The following is a 21,141-nucleotide window of genomic DNA, read 5'->3' as shown; positions in this document are numbered from 1 at the left end:
GCACGCCTTGTTGACAATATCCGCCGGCCGTCAAGCCGCCGCGCCGTAGTCATACGGGCGGCTTCTTTCATGCCTTGGTAGCGACTCGCGCTCAGTTTGCGTCATGGCCGGGGCAACCCGATAAAAGGGTTCAACGATGTCGCTTTATTTCTTTCGCATCAGTACCGGCCGCTATTCCGGCGCCGCCGATCAGCCGTACGAGTTCGAGGACCGCGCAGCCGCCTGGACGGAGATGACCGAGGTCTGCGCCAACCTGCTTGGCGGCATCGCACGCAGCCTGAAGCCGAATGCCAAATGGAGCATGGAGCTGCTCGACGAGAACAAGCAGCCGGTTTTTCGCGTCAGCTTGGTCGGCGAGACGTACCCGCTTCCCAACAACACCGATTGAGCGCGCAGCGTCGTGCTGAGGCACTCGCAACGAATGACTGCGGGTGAGTTAAATGCCGACAATCTGGATATTGGTATTTCTACGGAGCTTCCCGTTAACGGCTGTTTGCGACTATGCGCGCAATCTTACCGGATAAGAACCAGCCAGCATTGTTGAACTGACCTCCGTCCTGTCGTCCGTCGTGACGATGGCGGCGCCGCGTTGCGAGCTATCATCACCGTCCGGGATTTTTGCCTGATGTCGAAATTGTCGATCGTTTTCAAGATTCTGACCGTGCTGTCAGTTCTCGTGCTCTCACTCGCCGGCGTCGGTGTGATGGCGATCGGGACCATGCAGAGCATCAATGCCCACACTGTCGAGATCGCGCAGAGCTGGCTGCCGAGCGTGCGCGCGCTCGGCTCTCTCCGCGCCGACATCAATGAGCTGCGCGTCGCGCTGCGTCTGCACCTGATGCAGGACACCATTGAGGGCAAGGATGCCGCCGAGAAGCGGCTGGCCTCGCTACGAGAGCGCATCGAAAAGACGCGCAAGGTCTACGAGCACCTGATCACGTCGGCCGAGGAGCGGGCCCTCTATGGGCAATGGACGCAGGCGTGGGCGGAATATCTGAACGGCGTGCAGGACGTAATGGCGCTGTCGCGCAAGAGCGTTGGCCGCTTCCCGACCGATGCCAGCGAGCTATTGCAGACCAAGGTCGCGAAGATGGCCCAGGCGGCCGATCCGCTGCTCCAGAAGGGCATCGAGCTCAACAACCAGGGCGCCGAGATGGAGACGAAGCAGGCGGCCGACAGCTACGCCACCATCTTCCGCGTGCTGGTCGGCGTCATCGTTGCCGCCGTCGCGATCGCGATCGGCGCCGCCTATTATCTCGTGCGCGACGTCTCGCGCGGCATCGCCTCGATCATCCGCCCGATGCAGGCGCTTGGTGAGGGCGACCTCTCGGCCGAAGTGCCGCATCGCGGCGAGAGGACCGAGATCGGCTCGATGGCGGACGCGCTCCAGATCTTCAAGGACGCGCTGATCGCAAAGAATGCCGCCGACGAGGCGGCAGCGCGCGATGCCGAGGCCAAGATCGAACGCGGTCGCCGTGTCGACGCCATCACCCGCAAATTCGAAGCCATGATCGGCGAGGTCGTCGAGACCGTGTCCTCGGCCTCGACCGAGCTCGAGGCATCCGCCACGACACTGAGTAGCACCGCGCAGCGCGGCCAGGAACTCGCAACCGTCGTTGCGGCCGCGTCCGAGGAGGCGTCCACCAACGTCCAGGCCGTCGCATCGGCCTCGGAAGAGCTATCGTCCTCCATCACCGAGATTAGCCGCCGGGTGCAGGATTCGGCGCGGATGGCCGCGGAGGCCGTCGAGCAGGCGACCCGCACCAACGAGCGCGTCAACGCGCTATCGCAAGCAGCCTCCCGCATCGGCGACGTCGTCGAGCTCATCAACACGATCGCAGGTCAGACCAACCTCTTGGCGCTGAATGCGACCATCGAGGCGGCGCGCGCGGGCGAGGCCGGCCGCGGCTTCGCCGTGGTCGCCTCCGAAGTCAAGGCGCTGGCTGAGCAGACCGCGAAGGCGACCGGCGAGATCGGCCAGCAGGTCGCGGGCATCCAGGCGGCGACGCACGAGTCCGTCAGCGCCATCCAGGAAATCGGCGGCACCATAGAACGGTTGTCCGAGGTGTCCTCCGCCATCGCCGCCGCCGTCGAGGAGCAGGGTGCGGCCACGCAGGAGATTTCGCGCAACGTGCAGCAGGCGTCGATCGGCACGCAGGAGGTCTCCTCGAACATCACCGACGTGCAGCGCGGCGCGATCGAGACCGGCTCGGCCTCGACGCAGGTGCTGTCGGCTGCTAAGTCGCTCGCGAGCGACAGCACGCGCCTCAAGGTCGAGGTCGCGCAGTTCCTGGACTCGGTCCGCGCGGCCTGACGCCTACGCGCTTGTCTGCGGTGCCGGCGGCGGCGAAGCCTGCCGCCGGAACAGGATGCGCTGGTAGAGCCAACCGATCGCGACCAGCACGACGCCGAGGCACATGAACGACAGCGCGCGGTAGATGCCCGTCAGCGTCGACATGTCGATGACGAAGGCTTTGAGGATCGTGAGCGCGATCACGACGGCGGAGGCAAGCCGTGCGCGCTCCGAATTGACGAGGATGCCGACGCCGAGCAGCACCACGCCGAAGGTAAGCCAAGCGATCGAATAGGTGTATTGCTCGGCGCCCGTCATCGCGCCGTCGAGCAGGATCGGCCCGTGATAGAAACGGCGGATCTCCAGCGTCACGTAGGCGAGTGCGAACACCAGTGCGCCGCCGGCAATCGTGTTGGCGTAGGCGATGGGACGATGCCCCGCCACCGCATAGGAGAGCAGCAGCATCAGCACTGCCGGCAGCGCGTAGCCGAGCAGCAGCAGGTTGAACACGACGCCGCCGACATCGATGCGGCTCCACTGCCACGGGTTCTCCAGGATCAGTAGGCCGATCACGCTGACGAGCCCGGCGACCACCGTGAGGACGACGGCGCCGACATTGTGCACGATGCTGTGGCTCCTCAGCCGCAGCCGCTCCAGCCCGATCGCCATCGCGAGCGTCACGCAGACCTGGAGCGCGAATTCGAGCAGCGAGGGCGGCGAGGTCATGCGGCCGCCGGTTGCGAGGTGACGGATCTCCATGAAGGCGAGCAGCGCCGTGAACAGGATCGCGGCGGCCTCCACCATGCGCAGCGGCGCGTCGTCGCCGCGGCGGCGCAGGAAGTGGCTTGCCGCCCAGAACGACAGCGCGGGCAGGCCATAGCCCCACAGCAGCCAATTGAAGATCGGCGTGGTGCCGACGGCGTCGCCGACGATACGCGGATCATAGGCGATGCGCGCGGTGACGATCGCCGCGAAGATGGCGGCGAGCCAGCGCAGGAACGGGATCGACCGCTGCATCGAGATCCAGGCAGTGCCGAGCGACATCAGCGCCAGCGCGATCGTGAGCCAGCCCTTCTCCAGCGCGAAAGTCAGCGCCAGCGCCAGGGCGCCGAGCGTGCCGGTGGCGAACAGCGCGGTGGAGATCGCGACACCCGGCCGGGTCTCGCGGCGGGTGAGCGCTTCGGTGGCGGCGCCGAACGCTGCGGCAAGGAGCACTGCGAGAATCGCAAACGGAATCGAGCGGTCGAGATGGGCGATGCGTGCGTAGAGCGCGACGAGGAGCGCGATCGGTGTCGCGACCGCCGTCGCCGACCACACCACGGGGATGATCGCCGAGTTCGATCGTCCCTGCGCGAGGAAGCCGGCGATACCGAAGCCGCCTGTGAAGAGCGCCGCCGTCACGAGATGCAGTGTCACGGCACTGTCTATCGCGGTCGGCCCGATGCCGGGCAGGGGACCACCCGGCAGCACCAGCATATCCGGATTGGCGCGCACCGCCCATTCAGCGAACACGATGAAGACGGTCGCGCTGGCTGCGCTCAGCGCGCCGGTCGCGGCCGACGCGCGCCAAGCTACAAGCACCGTCGCTGCGACGAGCAGCGCGAAGGCGATCAGCGCGAGATCGGCATGTGCGCTCGACAGCACGATCAGCATGGCCCCGAACAGATAGGCGGCGAGCGCGCTCGAGGAGACCGGTTCGATCTGTCCGTCCTCGATCGTGGGGCCGAACATGAAGCTGCAAACAACGAGCAGCGCGGCGAGCACGAAGCCGGCCATCACATGAAAGGCGTGCGGCGCAACCTGCAGGTCGCCGGTATCGAGCCCCGGGAAGGTCCAGAGCACGGCGAACACGATGGTGGTCACCGCCAGCCAGCGCCACAGCCGGATGCGCGCGAGGCCGAAGCTCGCGGCGGTGACGATGGCGAGATAGACGTAGAGCGCCCAATAGTCCGCCCTGCCGCTGGAGACGAGGACCGGCGTGACGAAGGCGCCGACCACGCCGAGGCCCGCAAGCGCGGGCCCGTGCAGCAGCGCGGCGGCGAGCGTTGCGAGCGCGACGAGACCGAGCAGCACGAAGGCGGTGGCGGGAACGAGGAAGCCGTAGAGCGCGTAGGCGGCGTAGATGGTCGCAAACGCCACCGCCGTTCCGGCCGCGGTGAGGATCGCCGGGATGTTGGCGATCGGTAGCGCCTGGATGTTGGAGATGCTTTCCTTGCGCCGCGTCCATTCACCGGCGCCGAGCAGCGCCAGCGCGAACAGGCCACCGAGGAAGACGCGCACGCCGGGCCCGACGAGGCCGGCCTCGATCGAATAGCGCACCATGAAGAAGCCGCCGAGCGCGAGCGCAAGGCCGCCGATCCACACCACCCAGCGCGTGCCGAGGCGCTCTTCGAATCCGGGCGTAGCAGGAGCGGTCGGTAGCGGAGGCGGCGCATCAGCGCTCGGCTCGAGCGGCAGCGGTGCGGCGGCATCGGCGACGAGCGGCGGCGCCAGTTCGGCCCCGGGCGCGATGGGCGGCGGCTCTGGCGTGGCTTCCCCGGGCGCCGAGGCCTCTTCCTGGAAAGGCATCAGCGGCGGCGGCTGGACCGGCCGCTGGCCTTGCAGCGCGGCTTCCAGCCTGCTCAGCCGCCTGCGCAGCTCGGTCGCCTGATTGGAGGTCTTGATCGCGATCAGGAAGGCGGCGACCGCGAGCATCACCGCAAAGACGTCGAACGGGGCGTCGAACATAAGGCCTCCAGGCGAGCGGCGCGCAACCGGCCGATCACGCAAATCTTCTAGCGCCGGGAGCGCACGCGCAAGCCGGGCGCCGGCCGCTCCTGGAGCACTTCGCGCCGGAAGCGGTAGAGCGCCGCCGGCCGTCCGCCCGTCTGTGTCGACATCACCCCGGTCGGTTCGACCAGGGCTTCCGTTTCGACCAAGCGGCGGAAGTTCTGCTTGTGCAGGTGTCGGCCGGAGATCGCCTCCACCGTGTACTGCAATTCGGTAAGTGTGAACTCGGCAGGCAAAAGTTCAAAGACGACAGGACGATACTTCAGTTTTGCACGCAGCCGAGCAATGCCGGTGGCGAGAATCCGGCGGTGGTCGAAGCGCATTGAGGTGCCGAGCGCGGGAGGCGCCTCGCGCGCTAATGCCGCAGGGCGGCCGTCGCGCCGCGCCTCCTCGATCAGGCCGGCCTCATAGAGCAGCTCGTAGCGGTCGAGCACGCGCTCCTCGTCCCAGGCCGCGCCATCGAGGCCGAAATAGAGCCGCACGCGATCCTTGCGCGGCAGCGCGCGCGTCGTCTCCGGCGTCTCCTCCTCGGCCCATTTCGTCAGCGCCGGGATGATGTCGCGGGCGATGATCGCGGGCGGCTCCTCGCGCCAGTCTTCCCAGGGAAAGAACCGGTACCAGGGCTCGAAGCTCGCCGCCGTCGCCGCGACAGCACCGTCCACTGCACGCGTGAGCGCGAGATAGCCGATCGACACGATGTGCGCGCCGCTGTCGGCAACCTCCGCGCGGCCGCGATCGCCGAACGTGTAGAGCTGCTCGACATAGCCGAGCCTCAAGCCCGCCTGCTCCTCGACCCAGGCGCGCAAGCCGATTTCGAAGGTACGGTGCCTGAGCGCATCGAACGGACCGAACGGCAAGCCGATGAGCCCGTCATCGCCGCGCGCGGTGAGGATCAGCGGCTCGTGGTCCTCGATCGCGACGATCGCGGCGGTCAGGCCGATCTCGATCGGCGTCAGCAGCTTGTCGCTCATGCGGCAGCGATCGCGGGCGTTGCGGTCATTCGAGCTCGATCGCGAAGGGGCGGCCTTCGACCATCATCGAACCTGGCCCCATCTCGTCGAGTGCGCGCAGCATGCGGCCGTTGCGCCCCAACACGCGGTCGGCGAGGCTGACGATGCGCCGGTTCGGCGAGGCGATCGGAGAGGCCGCGCGGATCTTTCTGGCGATCTCGATCTCGTCGCGCTGCGGGTTGAGTGCGCAGACAGCGGCGAACGCGCTCGCGGTGGAGCGGCTGATGCCGGCGTAGCAATGCACGACCAGCGGCGCGATGCGGTCCCAGCCGCGCACGAAATTCAGCACTTGGTCGATATGCGCTTCCGACGGCGCAACGAAGCCATCCATCTCTTCGATGATGTCGTCCATCGACACCTTGAGATGATTGGCCGGCAGCACCGACACTGGCCGTGCCACCTGCTCGACATTTGCCATCACCGTCAGCACGTGGCTGGCTCCGGTCAGACGGACGGTTTCGGGAAGCGCGGCGAGGGAACAGACGTGGATCATGACGGACCTTTTTGCCGGCGATTATAGCGAGCACTTGTAGGGTGGGCAAAGCGACTTGTCCGCCGTAGCTCGAAGAGCGAAGGCGGAAGCGTGCCCACCATCACTCGAGCAGGAGGCAAGATGGTGGGCACGGCGCTTCGCGCCTTTGCCCACCCTACGAAAGGATAGGAGCGGCTCAGTTACGCAAACACCGCATTGAACCGTTCCAGGAACTGCTTCTCGGCCCGCGCCGCCGTCCAGGGCGTGAGGTAATCGCGCCGGACGCTGTCGGGCAGGCCGGGATCGCGGCCGAAAAGGCGTTTTGCCTCGGCCTCGCCAAAGCCGGCCAGCTCGGTCGCCTCCAGATAGGCGGCGCCGCGATCGGCCGTCTTGATCGCCTGCGTGATCTCCTCGGGCAGCACGGGCGGCAGGCCGAAGCGGATATGGATCGCGCCGAGCAGGCGCTTCTCGACCGCCTTGTAGTGGCCGTCGAGCACGGCCTTGAACGGCGAGATCATGTCGCCAATCACATATTCGGGGGCATCGTGCAGCAGCGCTGCGAGCCGCATGCGCTGATCGACGCGCGGCGCTTCGTGCCGCATCACGGTCTCTACCAGCAGCGTGTGTTGCGCGACCGAGAAGATGTGTGCGCCGGTGGTCTGCCCGTTCCAGCGCGCGACACGCGCCAAGCCATGCGCGATGTCGGTGATCTCGACATCGAGCGGCGAAGGATCGAGCAGGTCGAGCCGTCGACCCGACAGCATCCGCTGCCAGGCGCGGGACTGCGCATCGCGCGCCGTCTTCTTCGCCGTCATCTGGCCTTGAGGCGCGGCTTGCGCTGCGTCTTGCCGCAGGTCGCGTGACAGTGGCAATCGACGAGATGGTCGTTGACCATGCCGGTCGCCTGCATGAAGGCATAGACGATGGTCGGGCCAACGAACTTGAAGCCGCGCGAGGACAGCTCCTTGGAGATCTGCACCGACAGCGGCGTCGAGGCCGGAACGCTCGCGGTGGTCTTGAAATGGTTGACCTTGGGCCGGCCGTCGAGGAAGTCCCATAGCAGCTTCGAGAAGCCCGGGCCCTTCTCCATGATTTCCAGATAGGACTTTGCGCTCAGGATCGTGCCGTCGATCTTGGCGCGGTTGCGAACGATGCCGACATCGTTCATCAGCGCATGGACCTTCTTCGCGTTGTAGCGCGCGATCTTCTCCGGCTGGAAATCGTCGAATGCTTTGCGGAAATTGTCGCGCTTGCGCAGGATCGTGATCCAGGACAGGCCCGCCTGGAAACCGTCGAGGATCAGCTTCTCGTAGAGCGCGCGGTCGTCATATTCCGGCACGCCCCATTCGGTGTCGTGATAGGTGATGTAAAGCGGATCTTCGCCGGGCCAGGGACAGCGCGTCAGGCCGTCGGGATGCAAGCGAGGGGTGCGGCTCATGTGACAGGCTGCTTGGCTGGGATGCGAACGACCTCAGGCTCCGCGAGCTTCAACGCGAGCCCACCGGCGGTGAGCGTCTGGCCCGCATCGAGCGCGTCGGCGACACGATCGATGCGCACCAGCGCGATGCCCTTGCCATCGGCGCTCGAGCCGATCGTGCCGACCTGTTTGTCGCCGGCAAGGATGGCCGCGCCGGCCTCGGGCGAGGGGCCGTCGAGCAGCACCTTGACGCTGCGGGTGCGCGCGGTGCCGCGATGCTGCATTCGCGAGACGACCTCCTGGCCGACATAGCAGCCCTTGTCGAAATCGACGCCGGCGAGGCGATCCATGTTGGTCTCGTGCGGGAACGCATCGCTGTACATGAAGTCGAGCCCGCCGCGCGGCACGCCGAGCGCAATGCGGTGCGCGTCATATTCGGACGCATCGACCGGCTCGGCGCCGATGAGCTCGGCAAGCTTTTGCTTGAGCTGTTCCGGAATCAGGATGCGGTAGCCGAGTGCTTCGTCGCGCGGATCGGCGAAGCTGAGGTCCGGCTGGGCCGCAAGCGGGCCGTCCCAGGCCGTGAGCACGCCGAGATCGGCGGACAGATCTTCCACCGTCACCTTGGCGCGCAGCTTGTAGAACTTCAGCTTGGTGGCAAGGGTTTCGGCCAGCGCCTTCGGGCAGTCGATCAGGAACCCGCCGCCATGGCCGGACGGCACCTCCGTGATCAGGAAATCGACGATGATCTTGCCCTGCGGCGTGAGCAGCGCCCCGAATCGGCCGAGGCCGGGCTTGAGCCTGTCGATGTCGGTGGTGATGAGGCCGTTGAGGAAGTTGCGCGCATCCTCGCCCGCGACCTTGACCACGCCCCGGTCGGGAAGAAACGCTGCTTTCATGTGAAAATCTCTTGCGACATGTTGCTCCGGAACGTAAGCCCGCAACGCGTAAACGACAAGACCTCGAGCCCTGCGCTTGGGGATGAGAGAGGGCCTTCAGTCATGACCCAGCGCTTCGACGTGATCCTTAGGGGCGGCACCGTCGTCAACCAGGACGGCGAGGGACTGCGCGACATCGGCATCGCGGGTGGCCGCATTGCCGAGATCGGCGCGCTGCCGCAAGGCAGCGCCGCCGAGGTGATCGACTGCAAGGGCCTGCACATCCTTCCCGGCGTGATGGACACGCAGGTGCATTTCCGCGAGCCCGGGTTGACGCAGAAGGAAGACCTCGAGACCGGCTCGCGCAGCGCCGTGATGGGCGGCGTGACCGCCGTGTTCGAGATGCCGAACACCTCGCCGCTGACGGTGACGGAGGCCGATTTCACCGACAAGGTGAAGCGCGCCCATCACCGCATGCATTGCGATTTTGCCTTCTTCATCGGCGGCACCCGCGAGAACGTGCAGGACCTCCCGGTGCTCGAACGCGCACCGGGCTGCGCGGGCGTCAAGGTGTTCATCGGCTCCTCCACCGGCGCGCTGCTGGTGGAGGATGACGAAAGCCTGCGCCGTATCTTCCAGGTGATCCGCCGTCGCGCCGCCTTCCATGCCGAGGACGAATATCGCCTGAACGATCGCAAGTCGCTGCGCATCGAGGGCGATGCGCGCTCGCACCCGGTCTGGCGCGACGAGACCGCGGCACTGATGGCGACGCAGCGCTTGGTGAACCTCGCGCACGAGAGCGGCAAGCGCATCCACGTGCTGCACATCTCGACCAAGGAAGAGATCGAGTTTTTGCGCGATCACAAGGACGTCGCCTCCTGCGAGGCGACGCCGCATCATCTCACGCTGGCCGCGCCCGAATGCTACGAGCGGCTCGGCACGCTGGCGCAGATGAACCCGCCGGTGCGCTCGGCCGATCACCGCGCCGGCATCTGGCGCGGCATCGAGCAGGGCATCATCGACGTGCTCGGCTCCGATCACGCCCCGCATACGCTGGAGGAGAAGGCGAAGACTTATCCCGCCTCGCCCTCCGGCATGACCGGCGTGCAGACGCTCGTGCCGGTGATGCTCGATCACGTCAATGCGGGCCGGCTCTCGCTGGCGCGCTTCGTCGATCTCACCAGCGCCGGCCCGGCGCGTCTCTACAATATGGCGTGCAAGGGCCGGATCGCCGCAGGCTGTGATGCCGATTTCACCATCGTGGATCTCAAGCGCAGCGAGACCATCACCAACAAATGGGTCGCCTCGCGCGCCGGCTGGACCCCCTATGACGGCATGCGCGTTACGGGTTGGCCCGTCGGCACCTTCATCCGCGGCCGCCGCGTGATGTGGCAGGGCGAGCTCGTCACGCCGTCGCAAGGCGAGGCGGTGCGGTTTCTGGAGACGCTGAAGGCGTAGGGCTTCTTGCTCTGCTGTCATGCCCCGGCTTGACCGGGGCATCCAGTACTCCGCGGCGATAGTTGGTTGATACGGCTGCGGCCTCTGCAATACTGGATTGCTCGCCTTCGCGGGCAATGACAGAGCGCGTAGCCCGCATGAGCGTAGCGACATGCGGGATTTTGCTTTTGGCCGGTCCCGGGTTTCGCTACGCTCACCCGGGCTACGGCTCTGCAATGTGAGGCGAGAATGACCCAGCCGGCATCCCTCATCACCACCGAGCAGCTTGCCGCCATGCTCGGTGCGCCCGACTTGCGCATCTACGATTGCACGACTTATCTCGAGCCCGCACCAGAAGGTAGCAACGATCCCTATCTCGTCGTGCCCGGCGACAAGACCTTCGCGGCCGGCCACATTCCGGGCGCCGATTTCCTCGATCTGGAAGGCGAGTTCTCCGACCCGTCCACGCATCTGCGCTTCATGATGCCGGCGACCACGCGGCTCGAGGCCGCCTTCGGCCGGCACGGTCTCGACGCGTCCAAGACCATCGTGCTCTACAGTATCGGCACCATGATGTGGGCGACGCGGTTCTGGTGGATGTTGCGCTCGCTCGGGGTCGACGCGCGTGTGCTCGACGGCGGCTTCGACAAATGGAAGGCCGAGGGGCGGCCGGTCGAGACGGGCGCGCCCAGGGGATACCCAGCCTCGACCTTCAAGGCCGCGCCGCGTGCGGGCTTCTTCGTCGACAAATCTTCGGTGCTGGCACGAACGGGCGATCCCGCGACCGTCATCGTCAATGCGCTCGGCCCGCAATTTCATCGCGGACTGGAGCCGAGCCGCTATGGCCGGCCCGGTCGCATTCCCGGCAGCGTCAACGTCCCGGCGGCCACGCTGGTCAATCCTGCCGGCAAGACACTGACCACGCTGGCCGATGCTGAGGCGAAGTTTGCGGCGCAAGGCGTCACGCCCGACAAGACCGTGGTCTGCTATTGCGGCGGCGGCATCTCCGCCACCATCGGTCTCTTCCTGCTGACGCAGCTCGGCTACGACAAGCTCGCCCTCTACGACGGTTCAATGGGGGAATGGGCGCGGGATCCCGCGTTACCGATTGAAACGGATTGAAGGCGACGGCTGCGGCTGACCGCTCCGGACATTGCGGCCCTTTTCCCCACTCCTGTAAAATGGCCGGGAACCTTTTCGGCAGGCGCGCATCCAATGGCTGAATTGGAGACGAGTGCATGAAGCCCCAACCGACCGCCGGCCTCCCCACTGAGGCCAGGACATCGGAAACCGAGCTGATCGACCGTGCGCGGGCCCGTGACGAAGCGGCGCTGCGCGCGATCATGCAGGCCAACAACCGCAGGCTCTATCGCCTCGCGCGCGGCATCCTGCGCAGCGACAGCGAGGCCGAAGACGTGGTGCAGGAGACCTATGTCCGGGCCTTTACGCATCTCGACGGCTTTCGCGGCGAGTCCGGGCTATCCACCTGGCTGTCGCGCATTGCCATCAACGAGGCGCTTGGCCGGGCGAGAGGGCGGAAGCCGCAGGTGGAACTGGGCGCGCTCCCGGAGGCGACACTCAACGCCGAGATCATCCAGTTTCCTCTTTCCTCCGCTTCAGCCGATCCGGAAAAGTCCATGGCCCAACGTGAGATCCAGCGCGTCGTCGAGCACGCCGTCGATGAATTGCCGGACGTCTTCCGCATGGTCTTCATTGCCCGCGTGATGGAGGGGATGAATGTCGAGGAGACGGCCGAACTGCTCGGCATCAAGCCGGAGACGGTGAAGACGCGGTTGCATCGCGCCCGCACGATGCTGCGCGAGAACGTCGAGAAGAAGATCGGCCCGGTGGTGATGGACGCGTTTCCGTTCGCCGGTCATCGCTGCGAGCGCCTGACCCAGGCTGTGCTGAGACGGCTCGGCCTCGGTATTTAGGTCAGGCGTCGATTTTTCGGGAACCTCCGCCGCGCACGACCATCCAATCCCTGTGAAGAAACGAGCCGGGGAAAGCCGGCACCACAGGAGTGTTAGACATGTTCGTCCGATGGAGCCTGGCGATCGCAACGATCGCCCTTCTGTCCGGCCCTGCGCTCGCGCAAGGCGCAAAGCCGACCGATCCGCAGATCGCCCATATCGCCTACACCGCTGGCGTGATCGACATCAACGCCGCAAAGCAGGCGCTGAAGAAGGCCAAGAGCAAGGACGTGAAGGCGTTCGCGCAGGACATGGTGCGCGATCACGAGGCGGTCAACAAGCAGGCGCTCGCGCTGGTCAAGAAGCTGAACGTGAAGCCTGAAGAGAACGACACCAGTCGCACGCTATCGAAGCAGGCGAGCGACAAGCTCGCCGAGCTCGGCAAGCTGAAGGGCGCGGCTTTCGACAAGGCCTATGTCGAGAACGAGGTCGCCTACCACAAGGCGGTCAACAGCGCGTTGGAGACCCAGCTCATTCCCGCCGCCAGCAATGCGGAGCTCAAGGGCCTGTTGCAGACCGGCTTGAAGATCTTCCAGGGTCATGAGCAGCACGCCGAGCATGTCGCGGCGGAGCTGAAATAGGGGGCGTGCGATGAAGCCGGGGCGACTTCCCTCGATCGCGCTCGCGGTCGTCTTCCTGTCGATGGTCGTTCCGGCGCAGGCCGCGACCGTTCAGATCGTGATGGAGAATCTCGTGGTATCGCCGGCGGACGTGTCCGCGAAGGTCGGCGACACCATCGAGTGGGTCAACAAGGACGTCTTTGCCCACACCGCCACCGCGAAGAACGGCGACTTTGACGTGAACCTACCGCCGAAGAAGTCGGCGAAATTCGTTCTGAAGAAAGCAGGAAAGGTCGACTATTACTGCCGCTATCATCCGAACATGAAAGCGATCCTCAAGATCGAGCCGTGACGGACAGGGAATGCGCCCCGGCCGTATCGGGAAAACCTCCCGGCCGGGTCCAGGCTATTGCTTATCCGTGCAAGATCGTTTCCCTGTGAGCCGGCTTACTGCCGTGCGATGCCGACCGAGAATTCGCCGTTGCGGACGCGGCCGGGCAGGCCCTCGACGAACTTCGCCACTGCGTCCTCGCCATAGGTGCCGACGAGCTCGGCAAACGCCGCGAACAGGCTGGCCTGCGCCAGGCAGTCGCCGTCGACGCCGTCATGGCGCGCCTCGGCCCAGGCCTCGTTGAGATAGCTGAGCGCGGCCTGCTTCTGCTCGTGATCGGGCAGCGGCGCGCGGGCGGGGGCGTAGGAAATCGGCTGGCTCATGAAACTCGACAAGGCTGGAGGCGCGATCCACGGCGATGCGCTGCACGAGAGGTGTAGCACGCGTATTAACGCCGCCTAGGCCACATCTTTAGGAAAGGTTAACGGCGGTGGACAAAGATGATGTCGTTGTTCCCCGCTGCGCCTTCGAACGTTCGATCCTCATGGTGAGGAGACGCGTTCGCGCCGTCTCGAACCATGAAGGCCCGCTGCCGGCAGCCGGGCGTGCATCCTTCGAGACGCGCGTTCCGCGCTCCTCAGGATGAGGTGAGAGGGATCGGGATGCGGCCGCAGCAACTTCAATTCGCGTAACGCGCCGTGAGGTCGCGCGAGATCTTCGAGCCTTCCTCGATGTAGCGGCGGATCGCGACGGTGGCGGCCGGGGTGCAGCTCCGGTAAGTCTGCTGGAAGCCGTTATAGCCGCGGTTGAAGCCAGCAATCATGCGGGTGCGGCGCTCGCCGGAGGGGGTTTCGGCGTCGATCAGCGCCTGCATCTCGTTGCGCCATTTGTTGCCCTCATTGGCCCCGCAGATGGCGCGCAGGTAATGCAGCCCGCCGAGGATCTCGGCCAGCCGCTGCAAATCGGCGTCGAACGGTGCCGTCACGTCCTGGGCGCGGGCGGGCCCCGCGGCGCAGGCAAGAATCACGGCAAAAATGGCCAGAAATCGCGTGGACATCGGCCGGTGTATGCCCCCTCCGGACGGTGGACGCAAGGCACGGAACTACCGTTGAGGCCCGATCAGCCGCTGTGCTGCCTGGATGACCTCCTCCAGGCCCCCCGTCAGCTTGAGGTCGCAGAGGCTGGCGAGGGCATCGGGTGCGAGCCAGCGGTGATCGTCGAGTTCGTCATTCAAAGCCGGTTCCCTGGCGATCCAGCGCGCGGCAAAGGACATGATGAGGTAATGGCCGGCCCCGCCCGTGGACGGCAGCACCTCGCGCCAGCCAGCAAGGCCGATGATCTCGATCTTGAGCCCGGTCTCCTCGTCGACCTCGCGCGTCAGCGCCTGGTGCAGCGATTCGCCGAACTCGACCCGGCCGCCCGGCAGCGAATAAAAGCCCTTGGCGGGCGAGCGGGCGCGGCGGACCAGCAGCACCTTGCCGTCGCGGAAGATCGCGGCGCTGACCGCGAGCTGGGGATGGGTGGGCTGCACGGGGTCGGCCACGGCTCAGTTCGCCATGATGGTGTCGACGTCGGCCTCCGCGCCGCCATTGATGATGCCGCCGCAGGCGGCGATCAGCGGCTTGACCCAGAGGGTGGCCTGCTCGGCGAGGCGAACGCGCGTCGTGTCCTTCTCCACCTCACGCATCGCCGTACCGACCGCGGTCAGGATCGCGGTCATGGCGTCGGTAAGGTGGTCGAACTGGGCGCGCACGGACGGGTCGGCCTTCTCATAGGCCTCGATCGCGAGATCGCGTGCCTTGAAGTTCGAGGCGGTGAAATGCTCGGCATAGGACAGTGGCGTCCAGGTCAAAAAATCTTCCGCGCATTCCGGCATGTCCGGGACCATTTCGAGCAGCATCACGGCTTCATTGAAATGGTTCAGATAGTCTGTGGCAAGCCCGGTCCGCGGGTTGATGTTGGCCACGCGCAGGCGCTCGGCCCAGGCCGCAGCCTCGGGGCCCGTCTGTGCATGCGTCCGGGCGGGTTCTGAGACCGTTGAGCTCATCGGCCGCAGTGTTAACGTTCGGGGTTAAAAGGTACTGAACGGATCTTACATAGGCCTCCAAGGATGTGCGGACGTTTCGTCATAACTTCGGCCCCCGCGGCTTTGCGGCAACTCTTCGGCTATATCGAGCAGCCGAATTTCCCGCCCCGGTACAATGTCGCGCCGACACAACCGATCCCCGTGGTGCTGGTCGAGAACGGAGCGCGGCACTTCCGCCTGATGCGTTGGGGCCTGTTGCCAAGCTGGGTCAAGGAGCCCCGTGGATTTACGCTTCTGATCAACGCGCGCTCGGAGACGGTGCTGGAAAGGCCCGCCTTCAAGAACGCAATTCGCAGGCGGCGCGGCCTGATCCCGGCCGACGGCTATTACGAGTGGAAGGCAGTCGACGGCCGCAAGCAGCCCTTCTTCATCCACCGCGCCAATGGCGAGCCACTCGGCTTTGCCGCGGTGTTCGAGACCTGGGTCGGGCCTAATGGCGAGGAGCTCGACACAGTCGCTATCGTCACGTCGGCGGCGGGCGAAGATCTCGCCATGCTGCACGACCGCGTGCCCGTGACCATCGGCCCGCGTGACTTCGAGCGCTGGCTCGATTGTCGCGGCGACGAGGTCGACGCCGTGCTGCCGCTGATGGCCGCCCCGCGCATCGGCGAGTTCGCCTGGCACCCGGTCTCCAGCCGCGTCAACCGCGTCGCCAATGACGACGCGCAGCTCTTGCTGCCGATCAGCGCCGAGGAGATCGAAGCGGAGGCACCGAAGCCGAAGCGCGCGGCGCGGAAGGTGGCGGCCACTTCGGCCGATGACGGGCAGGGGTCGTTGTTTTAGGTAAGCTGTCGCCATTCACTCCACTGTCGTCCCGGCGAAGGCCGGGACCCATAACCACAGGGAGTAGTTGTGGCGCGAGATAGTGGCTACCAGTTTTCGCCAAACATGATCCTGGGGGTATGTGTCCCGGATCTGCGCTCGCTACGCTCGCTTGTCCGGGACGACAGTGGTTGTGTGGCGGCACTGTCAAACAATCTCTCGTGCCCGCAATTCCGCGATCGCTTCCGCATCGATCCCTAACTCACTGAGCACCGCATCGGTATCCGCTCCGAGCTCCGGCGCCATGCGGTCCAGCTTGCCGCCGCCATGCGCGAGCTTGAAGCCGCTGCCGGCGAAGCGCAGGCGGCCGTAGGGCGTGTCGAGCTCCTGGATCGCGCCGCGCGCCAAAATCTGCGGATGGTCGATGATCTCCTCGATCTTCCAGATGCTGGCGCAGGGCGCGCCGGCGTCTTCCAAAATCGTCTCCCATTCGCGCGCGGGCTTCGCCGCGAGCGCCTGCTCGATGATGGCGCGCAGCGCGCCCTCGTTTTCGTTGCGCGAGAACCAGTCGGCGAAGCGCGGATCGGAGAGCGTGTCCTCGCGGCCGAGCGCCCTCATCAGCGCGCGGTACTGCTTCTCGTTGTTGACGGCGAGCAGGATGTGGCCGTCGCCGCACTTGAACAGGTTTGCAGTGGTTCTGCGGCTGACCGCCTGGTTGCCCGAGAGCTGCTGGCGGTGGCCGGCGACCGACCAGTCCGCGATCTGGCCGGACAGAAAAGCCAGCGTCGCCTCCAGCATGGAGACGTCGACGAGCTGCCCCTTGCCGGTGTGGTCGCGCTGGTACAGCGCGCTCGACACCGCAAACGCGGCGGTCGCGCCCGAGAGCACGTCGCACGCCGCAAAGCCGGCGCGCGTTGGGCCGGTCTCGGGATGCCCGGTGATCGCCATGATACCTGACAGTGCCTGCATCTTGCCGTCATAGCCGGGCCGCAAGCGGTCGGGGCCGGTCTGGCCGAAGCCGGACACCGCGCAATAGATCAGCTTCGGATTGATCGCGGAGAGCGCCTCATAGCCGATGCCGAGCTTGTCCATCACGCCCGGACGAAAATTCTCCATGACCACGTCGACCTGCGCGGCGAGCTTCTTCACGATGGCGATGGCCTCTCGCTTTTGCAGATCGAGCGTCAGGCTGCGCTTGTTGCCGTTGATGGCCTGGAACGCCGGCGCCAGCCCTCGTTCCGCCCATTCGCGGGAGAGCGGCGTGCGGCGCATGTCCTCGCCCTCGCGCCGCTCGACCTTGATGACGTCGGCGCCCAATAGCGCGAGCTGGTAGCTCGCATAGGGGCCGGCGAGCACTTGCGTGAAGTCCAGGATCTTCACGCCTTCGAACGGTCGCGTCACGTCTCTCTCCCGTCGATTATTGTTGTCGGGGGACGTCAGGCCGCCCGGTTGCCGCGCGCGATCTCCTTCTGCTTGTCGAATTCGGCGCGGCGTCGTGCGAGCTCTTCGGGGGAGAGCTGCGCGATGTTGTTGTAGTCGAGCTTCCAGGACGCGTCCTCGCTCCAGCGCAGCGGCGACTGCATCGTCGTCTGGGGCCCGCTCGCGGTCTCCAGCAGCCTCAGCGCCAGCTCCAGCGTCTGCGCCTGCGAGGTGACATCGTGCGGCTTGCCGGCGGAATTGCCGAGCGGGAAATCGGAAAACAGGAAGCGCGGCACGGCGGCATGCTCGATAATGTCCTTGGCGCAGCCCATGATCACGGTCGGAATGCCGTTTCTCTCCAGGTGCCGTGCCACTAGCGCCGTGGTCTGGTGGCAGACCGGGCAGTTCGGCACCAGCACCGCGACGTCAACCTTGTCGGCGAGGCAGCGTGCCAGGATTTCCGGCGCGTCGGTGTCGAGGGTGACACGATGGCTGCGATTGGTCGGTGCGCCGAAGAAGCGCGGGGCAACCTCGCCGATGCGCCCGGCGGCACTCGCCTTGAGGAGTTGCGGCAGCGGAAACCAGGTGCCGCTGTCGGTGGCCGACGTGTGCTTGCGGTCGTAGCCGATGTGCGAGATGCGCAAATCGTGCTGCTTGGACGTGTCGCCGTCATAGACCTGATAGAACTTGGCGCTGCCGTTATACGCCGCGCCTGGTCCCTGGTCGCCTTTGGTGGGATCGAAAGGTGCCGCCGTCGTGATGATCGTGACGCGCGATTGCGCCAGCGGCTTCTTCAGCGGCTGGAACGGTGCCTCGACATGATGCGCCCAGCGATACGGCGTAGTGTAGCCGATCGCCGCGTAATAGTCGCGCGTGCGCTGCATATAGGGGACAGGAGAGTCGTAGTCGGGCGCAAAGCCGAATTCGTCGTCGCGCGGCGCGGACATGGAGTGCGTCTCCTCTGGTTCTTGTTGAGGCCAGACTAGAGATAGTCGGCGATTTGCTCAACGGGGGAGCGGGATGGTGCAGGCCTGAATTGCAACTGGAGTGGAGCAGCAAATTGCGCTGCCTTCCCCTCTCCCCTTGTGGGAGAGGGTGCCTCGCGAAGCGAGGCGGGTCAGGGGTCTCCGTCCCGGGTGAACCTCTTCGAGTTCGATATTGCGGAGGCAGACCCCTCATCCGGCGCTTCGCGCCACCTTCTCCCACAAGGGGAGAAGGGAGAGCGGCGTGCCATAGGATCGATCTAGCTACCGAAACACATGCAGCGCTGCGTATTGCAATAGCATGATCGTCTTGGCATCGATGATGCGACCGTCGGCGATCATGGCGAGGGCCTCGTCGATCGAAAGCTCCAGCACCTCGATGTCCTCGCCTTCGTGAGGAAGGCCGCCGCCGTCGCTGACGCGCATCTCCGGCTCATACTCGGCGATGAAGAAATGCATCTTCTCCGTCACGGCGCCGGGGCTCATGAAAGCCTCGAATATCTTCTGCACGTGATGGAGGCGATAGCCGGTTTCCTCCTCGGTCTCGGCGCGGATGCGCTCTTCCGGAGAGGCATCGTCAAGCACGCCGGCGGCCGCTTCGATCAGCAGGTCGTCGTAGCCGCGGATATACGCCGGCAGACGGAACTGGCGCACCAGGATCACCGTGCGCTGTGCGCGATTGTAGGGCAGCACGGCTGCGGCGTTGTCGCGCTCATAGGTTTCCCGACGCTGCGTCTGCCATTCGCCATTGGCGCGCCGGAAGTCGAACGTCGTTTCTTTCAGGACGGTCCAATTGTCCGAGAGCACGCGGACGTCCTTGATGCGGACGCGGTCGGAAAGAGGCATCGTTGTCTTCCAGGTAAGCGCTAAGGCGTTGGCTCCCGGCCGTCGAGCCACTTTGCGAACATCACCGAGGTCGACTCGGCAAAGCCGAGCGACTGGTAGAATGCATTGGCCTGCGCGTTCTCGCGGCGGACGAGGAGCTGGAGCTTCAAGATCCCGGCCTGACGCAACCAGTCTTCCACCGCGGCCATGATCACGCGGCCATAGCCGCGCTTGCGGCAGTCGGGATCGACTGCGACGTAATAGACCCAGCCGCGATGGCCGTCATGGCCGACCATGGCGGTCGCGACGATCGCACTGCCGTCGCGCCCGATCAGCACCGTTGAGTTCTCGCGGCGCCGCGCCAGCGCGATGTCGGTATGCGGATCGTTCCAGGGCCGCGTCAGGCCGCAACGCTGCCACAGCGCAACGACGGTCTCGACGTCGGCATCGTTGATCGAAGCGATCGCGAGCGGAGCAGGGGAGAGAGGGGCGTTCACAGCACTTTACCGGGGTTCATGATTCCGAGGGGGTCGAGCATCGCCTTGATCGAGCGCATGAGCTCGATCGCGGTCTTGTCCTTCACGTCGGGCAGTTCATCTCGCTTGAGCACGCCGATGCCGTGCTCGGCCGAGATCGAGCCGCCCATGCGCAGCACGATCTCGAACACCACCGCGTTCATCTCGTGCCAGCGCGCAAGGAAGTCCGCGCTGTCGGCGCCGACCGGCTGGCTAACGTTATAGTGCAGGTTGCCGTCGCCGAGATGGCCGAACGGCACCGGCCGCGCGCCGGGGATCAGCTTCACCACCGCGGCATCGGCTTCCGCAATGAAGGCAGGCACGGCGGCGACCGGCACGGAGATGTCGTGCTTGATCGAGCCGCCTTCCGGCTTCTGCGCCGCCGACATCTCGTCACGCAGCTTCCAGAAGCCGGATCGCTGGGTGAGATTGGCCGCGATCACGGCGTCGTCGACGATCTCCTCCTCCATGGCGCGGCCGAGGATCGATTCCAGCGTCCCGCGCGCATCGTCGCGCGGCGAGGACAATTCCATCAGCACGTACCAGGGATGTTTCTGCTCGAGCGGATCGCGCACGTCGATGCCGTGGCGGATCGAGAAGTCGACCGCCATCTCCGACAGCAGCTCGAAGCTCGTCAGCGCGTTGGCGGCCTCGCCCTGCGCGATCGTGAGCAGTTTCAGCGCCGCATCCGGCGACTTCAGCCCGACGAAAGCGGTCTCGATCGCCCTCGGCTTCGGAAACAGTTTCAGCGTCGCCGCCGTGATGATGCCGAGCGTGCCTTCCGCGCCGATGAAGAGGTTGTGCAAATTGTAGCCGGTGTTGTCCTTCTTCAGCTTCGACAGCACGTTGAGCACGCGTCCGTCGGCCAGCACCACTTCGAGCCCCAGCGCCATCTCGCGTGCGACGCCAAAGGCGAGCGCGGCCGTGCCGCCGGCATTGGTCGAGAGATTGCCGCCGATCGTGCAGCTTCCCTCCGCGCCTAACGAGAGCGGAAACAGCCGGTCGACCTCGGCCGCCTTCTGCTGCGCGATTTGCAACACTACGCCGGACTCGCAGGTCATCGTGTTCGAGGCGGTATCGACCTCGCGGATCTTGTCCAGCCGGCGCAGCGACACCACGACCTCGCCATTGTGCGGGGTCTGCCCGCCGACGAGCCCGGTATTGCCGCCCTGCGGCACCAGCGCGATGCGGTGCTCGGAGGCGAGCTTGCAGATCGCGGAGACTTCGGCAGTCGAGCCCGGGCGCAGCACCAGCGGCGAGCGGCCGTGGAACAGGTTGCGCTCCTCGGTGACGTAGGCCTCGATGTCAGCCGCATCGGTGATTGCGTGCCGGTCGCCGACGATCTTGCGAAATTTCTCGATCAGCTCGGGCGCAAGCGGAGGGGTGGCCGATTTATTGATGTTCATGTCGT

The 21,141-nt window shown here is 65.7% G+C and carries 23 protein-coding genes; 8 read left to right on the top strand and 15 right to left on the bottom strand.

Going from position 1 to position 21,141, the window contains the following annotated elements; genetic code table 11:
* The first annotated feature begins 136 nt into the window (after nucleotides 1-136).
* Together MTX21_RS14185 and MTX21_RS14180 are read left to right on the top strand one after the other, a co-directional pair.
* Entirely contained in the window at nucleotides 137-388 is a 252-nt protein-coding gene (locus tag MTX21_RS14185; protein ID WP_280965422.1) for a hypothetical protein, read from the top strand.
* Nucleotides 389-625: 237 nt separating this feature from the next.
* A complete protein-coding gene (locus tag MTX21_RS14180; RefSeq protein ID WP_280965421.1) occupies nucleotides 626-2,314 on the top strand; it encodes a methyl-accepting chemotaxis protein in 1,689 nt (562 codons plus the stop codon).
* 3 nt (nucleotides 2,315-2,317) lie between these two features.
* Here the strand turns inward: MTX21_RS14180 and MTX21_RS14175 are convergent, their stop codons facing one another.
* The 6 genes from MTX21_RS14175 to MTX21_RS14150 form a co-directional block, all read right to left on the bottom strand.
* On the bottom strand, nucleotides 2,318-5,020 hold the full coding sequence (locus tag MTX21_RS14175; protein ID WP_280965420.1) for a DUF2339 domain-containing protein: 2,703 nt from the start codon (nucleotides 5,018-5,020) through the stop codon (nucleotides 2,318-2,320).
* Nucleotides 5,021-5,067: 47 nt separating this feature from the next.
* Entirely contained in the window at nucleotides 5,068-6,033 is a 966-nt protein-coding gene (locus MTX21_RS14170) for an NAD regulator (protein ID WP_280965419.1), read from the bottom strand.
* A 25-nt stretch (nucleotides 6,034-6,058) separates the two neighbouring features.
* Nucleotides 6,059-6,565, bottom strand: a complete 507-nt coding sequence (locus MTX21_RS14165; RefSeq protein ID WP_280965418.1) for a protein tyrosine phosphatase — start codon at nucleotides 6,563-6,565, stop codon at nucleotides 6,059-6,061.
* 179 nt (nucleotides 6,566-6,744) lie between these two features.
* Complete coding sequence (locus MTX21_RS14160; RefSeq protein WP_280965417.1) at nucleotides 6,745-7,359, bottom strand: HD family hydrolase; 615 nt, start codon at nucleotides 7,357-7,359, stop codon at nucleotides 6,745-6,747.
* The gene (locus MTX21_RS14155) at nucleotides 7,356-7,982 is read right to left on the bottom strand and encodes a DNA-3-methyladenine glycosylase I (RefSeq protein WP_280965416.1); all 627 of its coding nucleotides are present in this window, start codon (nucleotides 7,980-7,982) and stop codon (nucleotides 7,356-7,358) included. Before MTX21_RS14155 ends, MTX21_RS14160 begins: the two co-directional genes overlap by 4 nt.
* Nucleotides 7,979-8,860 carry a folate-binding protein gene (locus MTX21_RS14150; protein WP_280965415.1) on the bottom strand — a complete coding sequence of 294 codons (882 nt, stop codon included), beginning with the start codon at nucleotides 8,858-8,860 and terminating at the stop codon, nucleotides 7,979-7,981. Before MTX21_RS14150 ends, MTX21_RS14155 begins: the two co-directional genes overlap by 4 nt.
* Before the next feature lie 102 nt (nucleotides 8,861-8,962).
* Between MTX21_RS14150 and MTX21_RS14145 the strand changes: the two genes are divergently transcribed.
* The 5 genes from MTX21_RS14145 to MTX21_RS14125 all read left to right on the top strand — a co-directional run bounded on the left by MTX21_RS14145 (nucleotide 8,963) and on the right by MTX21_RS14125 (nucleotide 13,161).
* Nucleotides 8,963-10,297 carry a dihydroorotase gene (locus MTX21_RS14145; RefSeq protein WP_280965414.1) on the top strand — a complete coding sequence of 445 codons (1,335 nt, stop codon included), beginning with the start codon at nucleotides 8,963-8,965 and terminating at the stop codon, nucleotides 10,295-10,297.
* A gap of 228 nt (nucleotides 10,298-10,525) precedes the next feature.
* On the top strand, nucleotides 10,526-11,398 hold the full coding sequence (locus MTX21_RS14140) for a sulfurtransferase (protein ID WP_280965413.1): 873 nt from the start codon (nucleotides 10,526-10,528) through the stop codon (nucleotides 11,396-11,398).
* Nucleotides 11,399-11,514: 116 nt separating this feature from the next.
* Nucleotides 11,515-12,210, top strand: coding sequence for an RNA polymerase sigma factor (locus MTX21_RS14135; RefSeq protein ID WP_280965412.1), 696 nt, complete (start codon nucleotides 11,515-11,517; stop codon nucleotides 12,208-12,210).
* A gap of 98 nt (nucleotides 12,211-12,308) precedes the next feature.
* Nucleotides 12,309-12,830, top strand: a complete 522-nt coding sequence (locus MTX21_RS14130) for a DUF4142 domain-containing protein (protein WP_280965411.1) — start codon at nucleotides 12,309-12,311, stop codon at nucleotides 12,828-12,830.
* Nucleotides 12,831-12,840: 10 nt separating this feature from the next.
* On the top strand, nucleotides 12,841-13,161 hold the full coding sequence (locus MTX21_RS14125; RefSeq protein WP_280965410.1) for a cupredoxin domain-containing protein: 321 nt from the start codon (nucleotides 12,841-12,843) through the stop codon (nucleotides 13,159-13,161).
* A gap of 95 nt (nucleotides 13,162-13,256) precedes the next feature.
* Here the strand turns inward: MTX21_RS14125 and MTX21_RS14120 are convergent, their stop codons facing one another.
* The 4 genes from MTX21_RS14120 to MTX21_RS14105 all read right to left on the bottom strand — a co-directional run bounded on the left by MTX21_RS14120 (nucleotide 13,257) and on the right by MTX21_RS14105 (nucleotide 15,187).
* On the bottom strand, nucleotides 13,257-13,523 hold the full coding sequence (locus MTX21_RS14120; protein ID WP_279371778.1) for a hypothetical protein: 267 nt from the start codon (nucleotides 13,521-13,523) through the stop codon (nucleotides 13,257-13,259).
* Nucleotides 13,524-13,819: 296 nt separating this feature from the next.
* Nucleotides 13,820-14,197: a TIGR02301 family protein gene (locus tag MTX21_RS14115; protein WP_280965409.1), complete on the bottom strand. Its 378-nt coding sequence runs from the start codon at nucleotides 14,195-14,197 to the stop codon at nucleotides 13,820-13,822.
* 45 nt (nucleotides 14,198-14,242) lie between these two features.
* Entirely contained in the window at nucleotides 14,243-14,683 is a 441-nt protein-coding gene (locus tag MTX21_RS14110) for an NUDIX hydrolase (protein ID WP_280965408.1), read from the bottom strand.
* Nucleotides 14,684-14,686: 3 nt separating this feature from the next.
* Entirely contained in the window at nucleotides 14,687-15,187 is a 501-nt protein-coding gene (locus tag MTX21_RS14105; protein ID WP_280965407.1) for a hypothetical protein, read from the bottom strand.
* Nucleotides 15,188-15,250: 63 nt separating this feature from the next.
* On the opposite strand from MTX21_RS14105, the gene MTX21_RS14100 reads away from it, so the two are divergent.
* Entirely contained in the window at nucleotides 15,251-16,009 is a 759-nt protein-coding gene (locus MTX21_RS14100) for an SOS response-associated peptidase (protein ID WP_280965406.1), read from the top strand.
* A 186-nt stretch (nucleotides 16,010-16,195) separates the two neighbouring features.
* Here MTX21_RS14100 and MTX21_RS14095 read toward each other — a convergent pair whose 3' ends face one another.
* The 5 genes from MTX21_RS14095 to MTX21_RS14075 form a co-directional block, all read right to left on the bottom strand.
* The gene (locus tag MTX21_RS14095; RefSeq protein WP_280965405.1) at nucleotides 16,196-17,389 is read right to left on the bottom strand and encodes a CoA transferase; all 1,194 of its coding nucleotides are present in this window, start codon (nucleotides 17,387-17,389) and stop codon (nucleotides 16,196-16,198) included.
* A 35-nt stretch (nucleotides 17,390-17,424) separates the two neighbouring features.
* Entirely contained in the window at nucleotides 17,425-18,354 is a 930-nt protein-coding gene (locus MTX21_RS14090; protein ID WP_280965404.1) for a glycine reductase, read from the bottom strand.
* A 300-nt stretch (nucleotides 18,355-18,654) separates the two neighbouring features.
* Nucleotides 18,655-19,236, bottom strand: coding sequence for an NUDIX domain-containing protein (locus MTX21_RS14085; protein ID WP_280965403.1), 582 nt, complete (start codon nucleotides 19,234-19,236; stop codon nucleotides 18,655-18,657).
* A gap of 20 nt (nucleotides 19,237-19,256) precedes the next feature.
* Nucleotides 19,257-19,712 (bottom strand): GNAT family acetyltransferase, encoded by a 456-nt coding sequence (locus tag MTX21_RS14080; RefSeq protein ID WP_280965402.1) that lies wholly within the window; start codon nucleotides 19,710-19,712, stop codon nucleotides 19,257-19,259.
* Entirely contained in the window at nucleotides 19,709-21,136 is a 1,428-nt protein-coding gene (locus tag MTX21_RS14075) for an FAD-binding oxidoreductase (protein ID WP_280965401.1), read from the bottom strand. Before MTX21_RS14075 ends, MTX21_RS14080 begins: the two co-directional genes overlap by 4 nt.
* Between the last annotated feature and the right edge of the window lie 5 nt (nucleotides 21,137-21,141).

The organism is Bradyrhizobium sp. ISRA430, assembly GCF_029909975.1.
In the GTDB taxonomy this organism is placed as follows: Bacteria; Pseudomonadota; Alphaproteobacteria; order Rhizobiales; family Xanthobacteraceae; genus Bradyrhizobium.
Note: the sequence above shows the minus strand (reverse complement) of the source record. Positions and strands in the feature narration are given on the sequence as shown.

What these genes read in the sequence shown, in the direction of transcription:
- MTX21_RS14180 (WP_280965421.1), top strand. Translation starts at nt 626, where the DNA reads ATGTCGAAATTGTCGATCGTTTTCAAGATTCTGACCGTGCTGTCAGTT.
- MTX21_RS14090 (WP_280965404.1), bottom strand. Translation starts at nt 18,354, where the DNA reads ATGTCCGCGCCGCGCGACGACGAATTCGGCTTTGCGCCCGACTACGAC.
- MTX21_RS14125 (WP_280965410.1), top strand. Translation starts at nt 12,841, where the DNA reads ATGAAGCCGGGGCGACTTCCCTCGATCGCGCTCGCGGTCGTCTTCCTG.
- MTX21_RS14160 (WP_280965417.1), bottom strand. Translation starts at nt 7,359, where the DNA reads ATGACGGCGAAGAAGACGGCGCGCGATGCGCAGTCCCGCGCCTGGCAG.
- MTX21_RS14135 (WP_280965412.1), top strand. Translation starts at nt 11,515, where the DNA reads ATGAAGCCCCAACCGACCGCCGGCCTCCCCACTGAGGCCAGGACATCG.
- MTX21_RS14185 (WP_280965422.1), top strand. Translation starts at nt 137, where the DNA reads ATGTCGCTTTATTTCTTTCGCATCAGTACCGGCCGCTATTCCGGCGCC.
- MTX21_RS14075 (WP_280965401.1), bottom strand. Translation starts at nt 21,136, where the DNA reads ATGAACATCAATAAATCGGCCACCCCTCCGCTTGCGCCCGAGCTGATC.
- MTX21_RS14150 (WP_280965415.1), bottom strand. Translation starts at nt 8,860, where the DNA reads ATGAAAGCAGCGTTTCTTCCCGACCGGGGCGTGGTCAAGGTCGCGGGC.
- MTX21_RS14140 (WP_280965413.1), top strand. Translation starts at nt 10,526, where the DNA reads ATGACCCAGCCGGCATCCCTCATCACCACCGAGCAGCTTGCCGCCATG.
- MTX21_RS14105 (WP_280965407.1), bottom strand. Translation starts at nt 15,187, where the DNA reads ATGAGCTCAACGGTCTCAGAACCCGCCCGGACGCATGCACAGACGGGC.
- MTX21_RS14100 (WP_280965406.1), top strand. Translation starts at nt 15,251, where the DNA reads ATGTGCGGACGTTTCGTCATAACTTCGGCCCCCGCGGCTTTGCGGCAA.
- MTX21_RS14120 (WP_279371778.1), bottom strand. Translation starts at nt 13,523, where the DNA reads ATGAGCCAGCCGATTTCCTACGCCCCCGCCCGCGCGCCGCTGCCCGAT.
- MTX21_RS14175 (WP_280965420.1), bottom strand. Translation starts at nt 5,020, where the DNA reads ATGTTCGACGCCCCGTTCGACGTCTTTGCGGTGATGCTCGCGGTCGCC.
- MTX21_RS14130 (WP_280965411.1), top strand. Translation starts at nt 12,309, where the DNA reads ATGTTCGTCCGATGGAGCCTGGCGATCGCAACGATCGCCCTTCTGTCC.
- MTX21_RS14155 (WP_280965416.1), bottom strand. Translation starts at nt 7,982, where the DNA reads ATGAGCCGCACCCCTCGCTTGCATCCCGACGGCCTGACGCGCTGTCCC.
- MTX21_RS14145 (WP_280965414.1), top strand. Translation starts at nt 8,963, where the DNA reads ATGACCCAGCGCTTCGACGTGATCCTTAGGGGCGGCACCGTCGTCAAC.
- MTX21_RS14170 (WP_280965419.1), bottom strand. Translation starts at nt 6,033, where the DNA reads ATGAGCGACAAGCTGCTGACGCCGATCGAGATCGGCCTGACCGCCGCG.
- MTX21_RS14115 (WP_280965409.1), bottom strand. Translation starts at nt 14,197, where the DNA reads ATGTCCACGCGATTTCTGGCCATTTTTGCCGTGATTCTTGCCTGCGCC.
- MTX21_RS14165 (WP_280965418.1), bottom strand. Translation starts at nt 6,565, where the DNA reads ATGATCCACGTCTGTTCCCTCGCCGCGCTTCCCGAAACCGTCCGTCTG.
- MTX21_RS14085 (WP_280965403.1), bottom strand. Translation starts at nt 19,236, where the DNA reads ATGCCTCTTTCCGACCGCGTCCGCATCAAGGACGTCCGCGTGCTCTCG.